Here is a 15,089-nt window from a genome sequence, read left to right on the forward strand (position 1 = left end):
GTGTCATGTCTTCTTGCGGGTTGTCATGACGCGCTGGACCAGGATGAACGCGCACAGCAGCACGCCGGTGGCGATCTTCGTCCACCAGGAGCTGAGCGTGCCCTCGAACTGGATGATGCTCTTGATCAGGCCCAGCACCAGCACCCCGAACAGGGTGCCCACCACATAGCCGGAACCGCCCGTCAGCAGCGTGCCGCCGATGACGACCGCGGCGATCGCGTCGAGTTCCATGCCGGTCGCGTGCAGCGGGTCACCGGACTGGATGTAGAGGGTGAACAGCAGGCCGGCGAGGGCCGAGCAGAAGCCGCTCACGGTGTACACGGCGATCTTGGTGCCGCCCTGCGGGAGACCCATCAGCAGGGCCGACTGCTCGTTGCCGCCGATGGCGTACACGCGCCGCCCGAAGCGGGTGTAGTGCAGGACGTAGAACGCCACGGCGAGGACGACCAGCGAGACGACCGCGCCGATCGACAGGAACCCCACCCCCAGCGACACCTGCGTCTGGGCCATGTCACTGACCCCGGAGTCACTGATGGAGATCGACTCCTTGCTGATGACCAGGCACAGACCGCGGAAGAGGAAGAGGCCGGCGAGGGTCACGATGAAGGGCTGGATCTCGAAGTTGTGGATCACATAGCCCATCAGGAAGCCGCCGAAGGCCCCGACCGCCAGCGCGATGGGGATCACCACCAGGAGGGGCAGCCCCTCGCGCTCCACCAGCCAGGCCGTCAGCATGGTGGTGAAGCCGATCACCGAGCCGACGGACAGGTCGATGCCGCCGGACAGGATGACGAAGGTGACACCGACCGCGGCCACCAGCAGATAGCTGTTGTCGATGAACAGGTTCAGGAAGACCTGTGGTTCGGCGAAACCGTAGTACTGGTACCGGGCGAGGCCCCCTCCGTACATCACGAGGAAGAGCAGGGCCGTCGCCGCGACGGGCAGACGCCGGTCGCCCAGCAGACGCTGGGCCTTGGACGGGGTACGGCTGTCCACGGCCGTGGGGCTCTGGGTGGTCGCGCTCATCACGACACCTCCATCTTCGGAGTGGCGTCGGTCGACGCGGCGGTGTCCGCCCCGGTCGCGGCAGGCTTGGCGCCGCCCTTCCCGCCGAACCGGGCGCCGAACCTGGCACCGAAGACCTTGGCGCGGAACTTCGGGGACTGGAGCAGGCAGACGACGATGACGACGGCGGCCTTGAAGACCAGGTTGGTCTGGGTCGGCACACCGATGGTGTAGATCGTGGTCGTCAGGGTCTGGATGACGAGGGCGCCGACCACCGTGCCACCGATGGAGAACCGGCCGCCGAGCAGCGAGGTGCCGCCGATCACCACCGCGAGGATCGCGTCGAGCTCGATCCACAGACCGGCGTTGTTGCCGTCCGCCGCCGAGGTGTTGGAACTGATCATCAGGCCCGCGATGGCGGCGCACAGCGCGCAGAACACGTACACCATGATCTTGATGCGCCGGGACCTGATGCCCACGAGGCGGCTGGCCTCGGCGTTGCCGCCGACCGACTCGATCAGCAGCCCGAGCGCCGTGCGACGCGTCAGCACCACGGTGACGGCGACGACCGAGGCCACCACGAAGATGGAGAACGGCAGTGTCAGCCAGTAGCCGCCGCCGATGAGCTTGTACGGGTCGCTGTCGATGGTGATGATCTGGCCGTCGGTGATCAGCTGGGCGACACCGCGTCCGGCGACCATGATGATCAGCGTGGCGATGATCGGCTGGATGCCCATCCTGGCGACCAGGAAGCCGTTCCACAGGCCGCAGACGACCGCGGCCAGCAGACCCAGGCCCATGGCGAGCAGCACCCCGGACAGGGCGTTCTGGTCGGCCTGGTGGCTGATGTACGAGCAGGCGAGTGCCCCGGTGATGGCGACCACGGCGCCGACGGAGAGGTCGATGCCGCCGGTGGCGATGACCACGGTCATGCCGACCGCCACCAGGATGAGGGGCGATCCGAACAGCACGATCGAGACGAGGCTGCCGTAGAGGTGGCCGCCCGTCATCTTGACCGAGAAGAAGTCAGGGGTGAAGGGCACGTTGACGAGCAGCAGGAAGACAAGGACCGCGACCGGCCAGAACAGGTGGTGGTGTGTCAGTGCTCGCCATCGGGAGTTGGTGCTCACTGGTGTTCTCCGCTCGCGATGGTCTCCATGATGCGGCTGCTGGTGATCTCCGGCCCGTTGGCGAGCTGCGCCACCAGCCGGCGGTCGCGCAGCACTCCGATGGTGTGACTGAGCCGGAGCACCTCCTCCAGCTCGGCCGCGATGTACAGCACGGACATGCCCTCCTCGGAGAGCGAGACCACGAGTTTCTGGATCTCCGCCTTGGCGCCGACGTCGATGCCGCGCGTCGGCTCGTCCAGGATCAGCAGCTTGGGCTGGGTGATCAGCCAGCGGGCCAGCAGCACCTTCTGCTGGTTGCCGCCGCTGAGCTGGCCGACCCTGGCCTCGGGGTTGGCGGGCCGGATGTCCAGCGCCTTGATGTACTTGGCGACGAGTTCGTCGCGCTGGGCGACCGGGATGGGCCGCGTCCAGCCGCGCGAGGCCTGCAGGGCCAGGATGATGTTCTCCCGAACCGTCAGATCGGGCACCAGGCCCTCGGTCTTGCGGTTCTCGGAGCAGAAGGCGACACCGGCTCCGATCGCGGCGTTCGGCGCGCTCATCGAGACCTGCTTGCCGCCGATGGTCACCTTGCCGCTGTCCGGCTGGTCGGCGCCGAAGAGCAGCCGGGCGAGTTCGGTCCGGCCCGATCCGAGCAGGCCGGCGAGGCCGAGCACCTCGCCCTTCTTGATCTCCAGGTCGAAGGGGGCGATGCCGCCGGTCCTGCCGAGGCCCTCCGCCTTCAGCAGTGTCTCGCCGACGTCGGAGTGCAGCTGCTGGTCGTGCAGCTCCTCCAGCTGGTCCAGGGCCTTGCCGATCATCAGCTGGATCAGCCCGACCTGGTCGAGGTCGGCGACCATGTGCTCGCCGACGAGCGTGCCGTTGCGCAGGACCGTCATCCGGTCGCAGATCTCGTAGATCTGGTCGAGGAAGTGCGAGACGAACAGGATAGCCACGCCCTCGTCCTTGAGCCGCCGCATCAGGCGGAACAGCTCCTGGACCTCGTCACGGTCGAGGCTGGACGTCGGCTCGTCCAGGACCAGCACCTTGGTGCCCGATCCCTGGCCGTCGCTGTCGCCGGTGCCCACCGACCGTACGATCGCGACCAGTTGCTGCACGGCCAGCGGGTACGAGGACAGGGGCGCGGTCACGTCGATGTCGAGGCCGAGCCGGTCCACCAGCTCCGCCGCCTCCTTGCGCATCCGCTTCCACTGGATACGGCCCATGCGGGTCGGCTCGCGTCCGATGAAGATGTTCTCCGCCACCGACAGGTTGGGGCAGAGGTTCACCTCCTGGTACACCGTGCTGATGCCGGCCTGCTGCGCCTGCAGCGGGCTGCCGAACCGCACGGACCTGCCGTCCAGGGTGACGGTGCCGCCGTCCAGGGAGTAGACCCCCGTCAGCACCTTGATCAGGGTGGACTTGCCCGCGCCGTTCTCGCCCATCAGGGCGTGGATCTCGCCGGGGAAGAGCCGGAAGTCGACGTCCGACAGAGCCCGTACCCCCGGGAACTCTTTGACTATGCCCGTCATTTCCAGCACGGGCCGCGGCTCTGCCATGGCAGCGCTCCTTGTGGGATTGGTTCACTCCCGCAGGGAGCCCCCTCGGACCGATGGCTCGGTCGGCCGGAGGCTCCCTGCCGGTGGGTGCGGTGGGTCAGTACTTCCGGGTCGGGAGCGCGGCCTTGGCCTGGTCCTGCGTGTAGTCGCCCTCCTTGGTCTTGATCCAGCGCTCGACCTTCTGGCCTTCGTGGACCTTCTTCACGACCTCCATCAGCTGGGGGCCGAGCAGCGGGTTGCACTCGACGATGCCGTTGATCTTGCCCTGGGACATGGCGACGAAGCCGTCGTGGACGCCGTCGACCGAGACGATCAGGATGTCCTTGCCGGGCTTCTTGCCGGCCGCCTCGATCGACTGGATGGCGCCGATGGCCATGTCGTCGTTGTGCGCGAAGAGCACGTTGATGTCCTTGTGGGACTGCAGGAAGGCCGCCATGACCTGCTTGCCGCCGGCGCGGGTGAAGTCACCGCTCTGGCTGACGACGATCTTCCAGTCCTTATGCTCGGCGTCCATGACCTCCTTGAAGCCCTTGCCGCGCTCGATCGCGGGGGCCGCGCCGGTGGTGCCCTCCAGCTGGGCGATCTTCACCGGGCCCTTGAGGCCGGCCTTGGCGATGACCTTCTCCAGCATGCGGGCCGCGCGCCGGCCCTCGTCGGTGAAGTCGGAGCCGACCAGCGTGACGTACAGGGAGTCGTCGGAGGTCTCCACCGAGCGGTCGGTGAGGACCACCGGGATCTTCGCGGCCTTGGCCTCCTTGAGCACCGCGTCCCAGCCGGTGACGACCACCGGCGAGAAGGCGATGACGTCCACCTTCTGCGCGATGTAGCTGCGGATCGCGGAGATCTGGTTCTCCTGCTTCTGCTGGGCGTCGGAGAACTTGAGGTTGATGCCCGCCTCCTTGGCCGCGGACTTCACCGAGGTGGTGTTGGCGGCGCGCCAGCCGCTCTCCGCGCCGACCTGGGAGAAGCCGAGCGAGATCGCCTTGCCGCCACCTCCGGAGCCGGAACCGGAGCCGGAGTCGTCCTTCTTGGCGCAGGCGGCCAGTCCACCCGCGGCTGCCACGCCGACCGCCGCGGTGAGGAAGTTCCTTCTGTTGAGCATGTTCTTCTCCTTTGAAGAGCCGGCCCGGGGACGGACCCGCTGGTACTCGAGGGGACCGGCCGCACTACGTCCAGCCTGTCGATCATTGTTCGGTATTTCGGCCACACGGACCCGCGTGTGTGGTGGGTCGGTACGTCAGAGAGGTACGCCCTCCGGTTGGACGGCGTGCGGGAAAGTACTGGCCCTGACGACCAGTTGGGGTTCGATGGCGATCCTGCGCGCGGTGGCGGGTGGCCGCCCCTCGATCAGCTCCAGGAGCGTCGCGATGCCGCGCTTTCCCACCGTCGAGAAGTCCTGCCGGACGGTGGTGAGGGGAGGTGCGAAGTACTCCGACTCCGGGATGTCGTCGAAGCCCACGACCGCCACGTCCTGGGGGGTCCGGACCCCGGCCTCGCGCAGCGCCCGCAACACCCCCAGCGCCATCTGGTCGTTGGCGACGAAGACGGCGGTCAGCCCCCGGCCCACCCAGCCGGCCAGTTCCTGGCCGGCGCGGTAACCCGACAGCGGACTCCAGTCCCCGCGCAGCAGCATGGGCGGCTCCGCCCCCGCCGCTTCGAGGGTCGCCCGCCAGCCGGCCGCCCGGTCGGCCGCCTCCTGCCAGTCCTCGGGCCCGGCGAGGTGCCAGACGTTACGGTGACCGGCGGCCAGCAGGTGGCCGGTGGCCAGCTCGGCTCCGAGGTGCTGGTCCACGCCGACGCCGGGAATCTCCACGCCCGAACCGCCACCCACGACCACCACCGGGAAGGGACAGCGCAGTTCGGCCAGTGCGACCACCGCGGACCGCTGCGGGGCGATCGCGACCACGCCTTCCACCCCGCCCTCACTGAGGTGGTCCAGGGCCTCGGACAGCGTCTCCACGGTCAGCTTGCGCAATGTGACCGTCGAGACGAGGTATCCCTCGGCCCGCGCCGCCTCCTCCAGCGCGAACAGGGTGCTGGCCGGTCCGTAGAGGGTGGTGTCGGAGGCCACCACCCCCAGCGTCCGGGTGCGCCGGGTCACCAGGGCCCGTGCGGAGGAGTTGCGGCGGTAGCCCGTCTCCTCGATCACACGCAGCACCCTGGCTCGTGTCTCGTCCCGCACGTTGGGGTGGTTTCCCAGCACGCGGGACACGGTCTGATGGGACACGCCTGCCAGGCGTGCCACGTCGGCCATGGTGGGCGGCCGAAGCTGCGCGTTGGTCACGGCCGCACCTCCTTGGCGCTCGTCTGCCGGTAAAGCACGCGTTGTGGGCGGACGGTCCCGCCCGCCGGCTTCACACAAGTCTCCGGAAAGGCCCAACAGCACTGGCGGGATCGACTGGTCGGGACACTGCGGGCACGACGCTCATATCTCCCACGCTGACGTTGGACGTTGACCGGTGAATGCGGAGGTCATTGTGAGCGCTAACAAATCACGCCGGTCAAGAGGGCTGCAGGCAGAAGGCTGTCACGGTTGAATAACGCGGCCGTAAAAGGTAGTGCCACAACCGCCACCACATCACGCGAAGTTGACGCCGACCAGCAGCGCTGTCCACACCACCGCAGGAGGCCGCGCCCGCCCCCCGACAGCGACGGAGACGGGCCCGAGACGGACCGAGGACCCAGCCCGAGTCAGGCGGACACACGAGCCGCACGAGGCCCGGAAAGACCCGGCCAGGCAGCCGCTCAGGCCATGCCACAACCGCCACCACACCAGACCCAGTTGACCCCGACCAGCAGCCCCGCCCACGCCACCACACGAACCCGCACACACCCGCGACAGCGACCGAGACGGATCGGAGGTCGTCGAGGCCGAGACGGGCGAGGGCGTCGAGCCGGTGGAGCCGGGAAGGCCCGGTCGAGCGGTCGCTCCGGCAGTGCCTCAACCGCGATCGCATCAGGCGGAGTCGACACCGACCGGCGGTGTTACGTACACCACCACAGGAAGCGTTTGCACGTCTCCGACGGCGACGGCCGCGGGGAAGGGTTGGCGGTCGTCGGATCCGAGGTCGGGGTCGAGCCCGAGGCGGGCGGGGGTGTCGAGCCGGAGGAACCGGGGACGGCTGCCGACCGGGTCGGCTTGCCGGGGGTCGGGGACGCGTCGCCCTTGCCGTCGCCGGACTTGGACGCCGACGGCGAGGCGGAGGTGTCCGGGGAGGCCGAGGGCTTGCCGTCGGAGGCACCCCTCCCGCCGGCGCGGGGCCCTGCGGACTCGCTCGGCTTCGCCGTCGAGTTGTCGACCTCGGACGCCTCGTCCCCGGCCGCGGACGGGTCGGGGGACGAGGAGAACACCGGTGCGTCCATGCCGAGTTCGGCCAGACTCAGACCACCCGCCGCCAGGACGAAACCCGCGGCGACGAGCAGCGTGCGCTTGCGGCGCCGACGGTGGAGCGCGGCCTTGCGGTCGCGACGGCTCGCGTCCGTGGCACCGTCGGCAGTGGCAGGACCCCGACGGCCACCGCGGCCCCGCTCGCGGCGGCGCGCGGCGCGCCCGTGGGGCTCGTCGCTCTCGCCTTCGTCACCGCCGTGGTCCTCGGCGTCCAGGTGGGCGGCTTGGTCGTCGGGAGCCACCGGTGCATCATGATCGACGGGAGCGACGGCGTGATCGTAGGGCTCCGGCTCGTAGGCATCCCGGTACGCGCGCATCTGCTCGACGCGTGTCCCGCACCCCGGACAGGCGAGGGCGCCGTTGAGGTGCCGTTGGCACGGGTAGCAGTAGTCCATGACGCGGGAAGAGTAAGTTCCCGGAGGGTCACGTTCCTAGGCACAGCAGTGAAGGTTGTGTGGGAACCGGCCAAATCGGCGCGACCTCCGGAGTGAACTGGCACACACCGGGGAGGGGCCACCTGGGCAAGAGGCGCCGAAACTGGCGAAACCGTAAGCCGTCCTACCCATTGACACCCCGCTCACACCGTCCTTACTGTCTGCCCAGCATTTCGAACATGAGCCGAAATCTCGAACAGCCGAAGGGTAGCTTCCGTGCGCATCACCGGAATCAGCACGCACGTGGTCGGGACACCGTGGCGCAACCTGACCTACGTCCTGGTGCACACCGACGAAGGCATCACGGGTGTGGGCGAGACCCGCATGCTGGGTCACACCGACGCGCTGATCGGATACCTGAGAGAGGCCGAACAGAACCATATTCTCGGCTCGGACCCGTTCGCCGTCGAGGACCTGACCCGCCGTATGAAGTACGGCGACTACGGCCGCGCCGGCGAGATCGTGATGTCCGGCATCGCGGTCGTCGAGATGGCCTGCTGGGACATCAAGGGCAAGGCCCTCGGCGTGCCGGTGTGGCAGCTGCTCGGCGGCAAGGTCACCGACAAGGTCAAGGCCTACGCCAACGGGTGGTACACCACCGAGCGGACGCCCGAGGCGTACCACAAGGCCGCCCAGGGCGTCATGGAGCGCGGTTACCGGGCGCTGAAGATCGACCCCTTCGGCACCGGGCACTTCGAGCTCGACCACGAGCAGACCATGTACGCGGTCTCGCTGATCGAGGCCGTCCGGGACGCCATCGGCCCCGAGTCCGAGCTGATGCTGGAGATGCACGGCCGCTTCTCCCCCGCCACCGCCGTCCGGCTGGCCAAGGAGCTCGCGCCCTTCAAGCCCGCCTGGCTGGAGGAGCCGGTGCCGCCGGAGAACCTGAAGGCGCTGGAGAAGGTCGCCGCGAAGGTGGACATGCCGGTGGCCACGGGTGAGCGCATCCACGACCGGATCGAGTTCCGGGAGCTCTTCGAGAGCCAGGCCGTCGACATCATCCAGCCGGACGTGGGCCACATCGGCGGCATCTGGGAGACGCGCAAGCTGGCCGCGACCGCCGAGACCCACTACATGCTGGTCGCCCCGCACAACGTGGGCGGGCCGGTGCTCACCTCCGCCTCGCTCCAGGTCGGCTTCACCTCCCCGAACTTCAAGATCCTCGAGCACTTCAACGACTTCGCGGACGCCGAGATCAAGAAGGTGGTCAAGGGCGCGCCGCAGGTGAACCCGGAGGACGGCTGCTTCCACCTCTCCGACGCGCCCGGCCTGGGCGTGGAGCTGGACGTGGACGCCGCCGCTGAGTTCCCCCAGCAGCGGGCGCACTTCGACCTGTGGGCCGAGGGCTGGGAGAAGCGGAACCCGAAGGGCGACCAGTGAGTTCCGCCGCCGTCGTCGTCGACGCCCCGGGCACGTTCCACCTGGCCGAGCACACGCCCCGCGACCCCGGTCCGGGCGAGGCGCTGGTGCGGGTGCACGCGAGCGGGATCTGCGGCAGCGACCGGGAGGTGTTCCAGGGCAACCGGCCCGAGGGGTACGTGCGCTACCCGCTCACGCCCGGCCACGAGTGGTCCGGAACGGTCGAGCGGGTCGGCGCCGGGATCACCGGGACGCTGGTCGGCCGCAAGGTCGTCGGCGAGGGCTTCCGGAACTGCCAGGTGTGCGACCGCTGCCACGCGGGTGAGACCACGCTGTGCAGCGCCGGGTACGAGGAGACCGGGTTCACCCAGCCGGGCGCGATGGCGCCCACGCTGACCCTCCCGGCGAGACTGCTGCACGTGCTGCCCGACGACGCGGACCTGACGGCGGCGGCCCTGCTGGAGCCGGCCGCCTGCATCGCGGCCGCCGCTCTCAAGGCGAACGCGCAGCCGGGCGAGAAGGTCGCCGTGGTCGGCACCGGCACCCTCGGGATGTTCGCGGTGCAGTTCCTCAAGGCCGTCTCGCCGGTGGAGCTGCTGGTCGTCGGCACCCGCCGGGACCGCGAGGCGCTGTCGCGGCAGTACGGCGCGACCGACTTCCGTACGAAGGACGAGGCGCTCCCGGACGACTTCGACGTCGTCATCGAGACCGCCGGGTCCGCCGACGCCGCGCGGACCTCCGCCGCCCTGCTGCGGCGTGGCGGGCGCCTGGTCCTCACCGGGATCCCGGCGCCGGGTGCGAACGGGCTCGACCCGACGGATCTCGTCGTACGGCAGCTGGAGGTGCACTCCGTCTTCGGGGCGCCGCCGGACGCGTGGGCGCACACCGTGCGGGTGTTCGGGGCCGGGTTGCTCGACCCGCTGCCGCTGGTCACGCACGAGCTGCCGCTCGCCGAGTTCCCGCAGGCCATCGAGCTCGTCGGGTCCGGTGATCCGAAGGTCGGCAAGGTCCTCCTTCGCCCCTAGCAGTACGCCGGTGCGGGTGACCTGACGGCCTCGCACCGGCGTACACCCAAGCCCCGCACGGTTTGAGCCGCGAACTTCGTCCGAAATACCGAACACTCTAAGGACACCTTGTGACCGACGCTTCCGCCCCGGCAGCCCGTCGACCCGGCGAGCAGGCGCTCGCCGCCCTCGGTCTGGGCGCGCCCGACCTCTCCCCTGCCGACGCCTCGCCCCACGCCTTCCCGGGTGGTGGCCGCTGGCGCACCGAGATCCCCTCGTGCGAGGGTCCCGAAGCGCTGGCCGTCGTCCTCAAGGAGTCCTCGCGCCTCGATGTGCCGATCCACCGGATCAGCCAGGGCAGCGGCGTGTGGATGCTGACCGACGCCGAGATCACCGAAATGGTCGAGGCGACCGGCGAACGCGACATCGAGCTCTGCCTGTTCACCGGCCCGCGCGGCACCTGGGACATCGGCGGTTCCACGCGCACCGACTCACGGGGGGCCGGTCTGCGCGCCCGCGGGCACGACGCCGTCGCAGGGTGCGTCGAAGATGCCGTCCGCGCCACCGAGTTGGGCGTCAAGTGCCTCCTCGTCGCCGACGAGGGCGTGCTGTGGACGCTGCACCGCGCACGCGTCGCCGGCATCATCCCGGCCGACACCACCCTGAAGGTCTCGGCGCTGATCGGTCCGGTCAACCCGGCCGCGTACGCGGTGTACGAGCAGCTGGGCGGCGACTCCATCAACGTGCCCAGCGACCTGACACTGGATCACCTCACCGAGATCCGGCGGGTCTCCGCCGCCCCCATGGACATGTACATCGAGGCCCCCGACGACCTGGGGGGATATGTCCGGATGTACGAGGTCGCCGAGCTGATCCGGCGAGGGGCGCCGCTGTACCTGAAGTTCGGGCTGTCCAAGGCGCCCGGCATCTACCCGTACGGCAACCACATGCGGGACCTGACACTCGCCACCGCCAAGGAACGCGTCCGGCGCGGCCGACTGGCCCTCGACCTGCTCGAACGGCACGGAGCCGACGGCGACATGGCACCCCTCGGGTCACGCCTGCCCGGCACGCTCAAGCGGTTCAGCACGTCCGTATAACGTTCAAACAACGCCCCTTCACAGAAGAAGACGGGCTCAAACAGAATCCCACATACCACTCGGTCTCCGCACCCGCCGTCCAAGCGTCCTTGCACAGCCAGACCGAGCCTGCCCCACAGACATCAAGGATGATGATCATGCGCACTCGCAGAGCCGCACTCGCCGCCGTCGCCGGAGCCGCTTCCCTCGCCCTGACCCTGTCCGCCTGCGGCCAGAGCGGCGAGGGCGGCAGCAAGGAGGACAAGGGCAGCGCCAAGGGCGGCACCATCGGTATCGCGATGCCCACCAAGTCCTCCGAGCGCTGGATCGCCGACGGCAAGAACGTCGTCAAGGACCTTGAGGCCAAGGGCTACAAGACCAAGCTGGTCTACGGCGAGGACGACCCCGACCAGCAGGTCTCGCAGATCGAGAACCTGATCACGCAGGGCGTCAAGGGCCTGATCATCGCGGCCATCGACAACAAGTCGCTGAACAACGTGCTGCAGCAGGCCGCCGACGCCAAGATCCCGGTGATCTCCTACGACCGCCTGATCCTCGGCACGAAGAACGTCGACTACTACGCCTCGTTCGACAACGAGAAGGTCGGCAAGCTCCAGGGCTCGTACATCGTGCAGAAGCTCGGCCTGGACAGCGGCAAGAAGGGCCCGTTCAACATCGAGCTGTTCGCCGGCTCCAACGACGACAACAACACCAAGTACTTCTTCAACGGCGCGATGAGCGTGCTCCAGCCGTACATCGACAAGAAGCAGCTCGTCGTCAAGTCCAAGCAGACCGCGCTCACCCAGGTCACCACGCTGCGCTGGGACGGTGCCACCGCGCAGAAGCGCATGGAGGACATCCTCACCTCAACGTACGGCAGCGCCAAGGTCGACGCGGTCCTGTCGCCGTACGACGGCATCTCCATCGGCATCCTCGCCGCCCTGAAGTCGGACGGTTACGGCTCGGCCAGCAAGCCGCTGCCGGTCATCACCGGCCAGGACGCCGAGCTCGCCTCGGTGAAGTCGATCATCGCGGGCCAGCAGACGCAGACCGTCTACAAGGACATCCGCAAGCTCGCCAAGGTCGCCTCGAACATGATCGACGACGTTCTCAACGGCAAGAAGCCCGAGATCAACGACACCAAGTCGTACGGCAACGGTGTCAAGACCGTCCCCGCCTACCTGCTGCAGCCGGTGAGCGTCGACAAGACCAACTACACGAAGGAACTGGTCGACACCGGCTACTACACGGCGGACCAGCTGAAGTAGTCCCCCTGTCGGTGGTGTCGGCCACGCGGCGGAGCCGCATATCGACACTCACACCGACCGTTCCTACGGATTGAAAGGGCACACCATGGCGGGACCCGTCCTGGAAATGCGCTCGATCGTCAAGACCTTTCCCGGGGTCAAAGCGCTGTCGGACGTCACGCTGACTGTTCGTCAGGGCGAGGTCCATGCCATCTGCGGTGAGAACGGCGCCGGGAAGTCCACCTTGATGAAGGTGCTCTCCGGCGTCCATCCGCACGGCACGTACGAGGGCGACATCCTCTTCGAGGGTGAGACCGTCGAGTTCAAGGACATCCGGGCGAGCGAGCAGCACGGCATCGTGATCATCCATCAGGAACTGGCGCTGGTGCCGTTCCTGTCGATCGCGGAGAACATCTTCCTCGGCAACGAACACGCCTCGGGCGGGTTCATCAACTGGAACGAGACGCTCAAGCACGCCACCGAGCTGCTGCGCCGGGTGGGTCTGACCGACCACCCGGAGACCCGGATCGCCGACATCGGCGTGGGCAAGCAGCAGCTGGTGGAGATCGCCAAGGCGCTGTCCAAGAAGGTGAAGCTGCTGATCCTCGACGAGCCGACCGCGGCTCTCAACGACGAGGACAGCGGCAAACTCCTGGATCTCATCCTGGAGTTGAAGAAGCAGGGCATCACCTCGATCATCATCTCCCACAAGCTGAACGAGATCCGGCGGGTCGCCGACTCGGTGACGATCATCCGCGACGGCAGGTCCATCGAGACCCTGGACGTGAAGTCGGCGGAGACCACCGAGGACCGCATCATCTCCGGCATGGTCGGGCGTGACCTCGACCACCGCTTCCCCGAACGCACGGCGTACGAGGGCGAGGAGGACGCGGCGCCCGCGCTGGAGATCCGCAACTGGACGGTGCACCACCCGATCGACCAGCAGCGCAAGGTGGTCGACGACGTGTCGATCAACGTGCGGCGCGGGGAGATCGTGGGCATCGCGGGTCTGATGGGCGCGGGCCGCACGGAGCTGGCCATGAGCGTCTTCGGGCGCAGCTACGGCCGGCACGCGGGCGGCACGGTCCTCAAGGACGGCAAGGAGATCCGTACGAAGACCGTCGCGGAGGCGGTCGGACACGGCATCGCGTACGTCACCGAGGACCGCAAGCACTACGGCCTCAACCTCATCGACAACATCAACCGGAACATCTCGCTGACCGCCCTGGGAAAGGTCGCGAAGCGGGGTGTGGTCGACGAGCACGAGGAGCGGAAGGTCTCCGAGCGCTTCCGCAAGTCCATGAACATCAAGGCGCCGACCGTCTTCGAGACGGTGGGCCGGCTCTCCGGCGGCAACCAGCAGAAGGTCGTCCTCAGCAAGTGGATCTTCGCGGGTCCCGAGGTGCTGATCCTGGACGAGCCGACGCGCGGTATCGACGTGGGCGCCAAGTACGAGATCTACACGGTCATCGACCAGCTGGCCGCGGAGGGCAAGGCGGTCGTCTTCATCTCCTCCGAGCTGCCGGAGCTGCTCGGAATGTGCGACCGCATCTACACCATGGCCGCCGGGCGGCTCACGGGTGAGGTCCCGCGGGCCGAGGCCACGCAGGAAGTGCTGATGCGCCAGATGACGAAGGACAAAGAGGTAACCCGATGAGCACGGATGTGACGGACAAGGTCCCGGCCTCGGCGCCGCCCGGGAAGAGCGGGGGGTCGGCCGCCGACGGCAACCTGCTGCAGCTGATCGTCGGCGGTCTGCGCCGCAATATGCGGCAGCACGGCATGCTGATCGCGCTGGGCCTGATCGTCGTCCTCTTCCAGATCTGGACCGACGGCAAACTGCTGCTGCCGCGCAACGTCTCCAACCTGGTGCTGCAGAACAGCTACATCCTGGTCCTCGCCATCGGCATGATGCTGGTGATCATCGCCGGGCACATCGACCTGTCGGTCGGCTCGCTGACCGCGTTCGTCGGCGCGTTCTCGGCTGTGCTGATGGTCAACCACCATGTGGCATGGCCGGTCGCGTTGGTGCTGTGCCTGCTGATAGGCGCCGTGGCCGGCTCGGCGCAGGGCTTCCTGATCGCGTATCTCGGCATACCGTCCTTCATCGTGACCCTGGCCGGCATGCTGCTCTTCCGCGGTCTGACGGAAATCCTGCTCCAAGGCCAGACCCTCGGCCCGTTCCCGAACGGCCTGCAGAAGCTCGGCAACGGCTTCCTGCCGGAGGTCGGCCCGAACACCAACTACCACAACCTCACGCTGCTGCTCGGCTTCGTCCTGCTGGCCTCCGTGGTCTTCCAGGAGGTCCGCGCCCGCAAGCGCGAGCAGGAGTTCTCCCTGGCCGTGCTCCCGCGCAACGCCTTCCTGCTCAAGCTGGTCGCCATCGCCGCGGCGATCCTCGCGGTCACGATGCTGCTCGCCAGCTACCAGGGCGCGCCGATCATCCTGATCGTCCTCGGTGTGCTGGTGGTCGGCTACGGCTACGTCATGCGCAACGCGGTCTTCGGCCGTCACATCTACGCGATCGGCGGCAACCTGCCGGCGGCGAAGCTGTCCGGCGTCAAGGACAAGAAGGTCACCTTCCTTGTCTTCCTGAACATGGGCGTGCTCGCGGCCCTGGCGGGTCTGGTGGTCGCCGCCCGTCTGAACGCGGCATCTCCGAAGGCGGGCCTGAACTTCGAGCTCGAAGCCATCGCCTCGTCGTTCATCGGTGGCGCGTCCATGAGCGGCGGTGTCGGTACCGTCCTCGGCGCGATCATCGGTGGTCTCGTCCTCGGCGTGCTGAACAACGGCATGAACCTCCTCAGCGTCGGCACCGACTGGCAGCAGGTCATCAAGGGCCTCGCCCTGCTGGCCGCGGTCGGGTTCGACGTGTGGAACAAGCGCAAGTCCGGCTCGTAGACCGGAG

12 protein-coding genes are annotated in these 15,089 nt (G+C 68.2%); 6 read left to right on the top strand and 6 right to left on the bottom strand.

The features are described 5' to 3' along the window. Nucleotides 1-3: 3 nt before the first annotated feature. The 6 genes from yjfF to ACWDAG_RS06945 all read right to left on the bottom strand — a co-directional run bounded on the left by yjfF (nucleotide 4) and on the right by ACWDAG_RS06945 (nucleotide 7,453). Nucleotides 4-1,026 (bottom strand): galactofuranose ABC transporter, permease protein YjfF, encoded by a 1,023-nt coding sequence (gene yjfF / locus ACWDAG_RS06920; protein ID WP_450694543.1) that lies wholly within the window; start codon nucleotides 1,024-1,026, stop codon nucleotides 4-6. After that, nucleotides 1,026-2,135: an ABC transporter permease gene (locus ACWDAG_RS06925; protein ID WP_450694544.1), complete on the bottom strand. Its 1,110-nt coding sequence runs from the start codon at nucleotides 2,133-2,135 to the stop codon at nucleotides 1,026-1,028. Before ACWDAG_RS06925 ends, yjfF begins: the two co-directional genes overlap by 1 nt. Beyond that, on the bottom strand, nucleotides 2,132-3,670 hold the full coding sequence (locus ACWDAG_RS06930; RefSeq protein ID WP_450694545.1) for a sugar ABC transporter ATP-binding protein: 1,539 nt from the start codon (nucleotides 3,668-3,670) through the stop codon (nucleotides 2,132-2,134). The genes ACWDAG_RS06925 and ACWDAG_RS06930 overlap by 4 nt, the downstream gene beginning before the upstream one ends. Before the next feature lie 97 nt (nucleotides 3,671-3,767). After that, on the bottom strand, nucleotides 3,768-4,772 hold the full coding sequence (locus ACWDAG_RS06935; protein WP_450694546.1) for an ABC transporter substrate-binding protein: 1,005 nt from the start codon (nucleotides 4,770-4,772) through the stop codon (nucleotides 3,768-3,770). A gap of 135 nt (nucleotides 4,773-4,907) precedes the next feature. Beyond that, entirely contained in the window at nucleotides 4,908-5,954 is a 1,047-nt protein-coding gene (locus tag ACWDAG_RS06940; RefSeq protein WP_450694547.1) for a LacI family DNA-binding transcriptional regulator, read from the bottom strand. Nucleotides 5,955-6,655: 701 nt separating this feature from the next. Continuing rightward, complete coding sequence (locus ACWDAG_RS06945; RefSeq protein ID WP_450694548.1) at nucleotides 6,656-7,453, bottom strand: SCO2400 family protein; 798 nt, start codon at nucleotides 7,451-7,453, stop codon at nucleotides 6,656-6,658. 255 nt (nucleotides 7,454-7,708) lie between these two features. Here ACWDAG_RS06945 and ACWDAG_RS06950 point away from each other — a divergent pair, with 255 nt between their 5' ends. The 6 genes from ACWDAG_RS06950 (at nucleotide 7,709) to mmsB (ending at nucleotide 15,082) form a co-directional block, all read left to right on the top strand. Further along, nucleotides 7,709-8,872 carry a mandelate racemase/muconate lactonizing enzyme family protein gene (locus ACWDAG_RS06950; RefSeq protein ID WP_365843262.1) on the top strand — a complete coding sequence of 388 codons (1,164 nt, stop codon included), beginning with the start codon at nucleotides 7,709-7,711 and terminating at the stop codon, nucleotides 8,870-8,872. After that, nucleotides 8,869-9,876, top strand: a complete 1,008-nt coding sequence (locus tag ACWDAG_RS06955; RefSeq protein ID WP_450694549.1) for a zinc-dependent alcohol dehydrogenase — start codon at nucleotides 8,869-8,871, stop codon at nucleotides 9,874-9,876. The genes ACWDAG_RS06950 and ACWDAG_RS06955 overlap by 4 nt, the downstream gene beginning before the upstream one ends. A 110-nt stretch (nucleotides 9,877-9,986) precedes the next feature. After that, on the top strand, nucleotides 9,987-10,955 hold the full coding sequence (locus ACWDAG_RS06960; protein WP_450694550.1) for a hypothetical protein: 969 nt from the start codon (nucleotides 9,987-9,989) through the stop codon (nucleotides 10,953-10,955). A gap of 137 nt (nucleotides 10,956-11,092) precedes the next feature. Next, a complete protein-coding gene (chvE, locus tag ACWDAG_RS06965) occupies nucleotides 11,093-12,202 on the top strand; it encodes a multiple monosaccharide ABC transporter substrate-binding protein (protein WP_450694551.1) in 1,110 nt (369 codons plus the stop codon). An 85-nt stretch (nucleotides 12,203-12,287) separates the two neighbouring features. Beyond that, nucleotides 12,288-13,838: a multiple monosaccharide ABC transporter ATP-binding protein gene (gene mmsA, locus ACWDAG_RS06970; protein WP_450694552.1), complete on the top strand. Its 1,551-nt coding sequence runs from the start codon at nucleotides 12,288-12,290 to the stop codon at nucleotides 13,836-13,838. Next, a complete protein-coding gene (gene mmsB, locus ACWDAG_RS06975) occupies nucleotides 13,835-15,082 on the top strand; it encodes a multiple monosaccharide ABC transporter permease (protein ID WP_450694553.1) in 1,248 nt (415 codons plus the stop codon). The genes mmsA and mmsB overlap by 4 nt, the downstream gene beginning before the upstream one ends. The last annotated feature ends 7 nt before the right edge of the window (nucleotides 15,083-15,089 follow it).

This window comes from Streptomyces sp. NPDC001157, assembly GCF_053598255.1.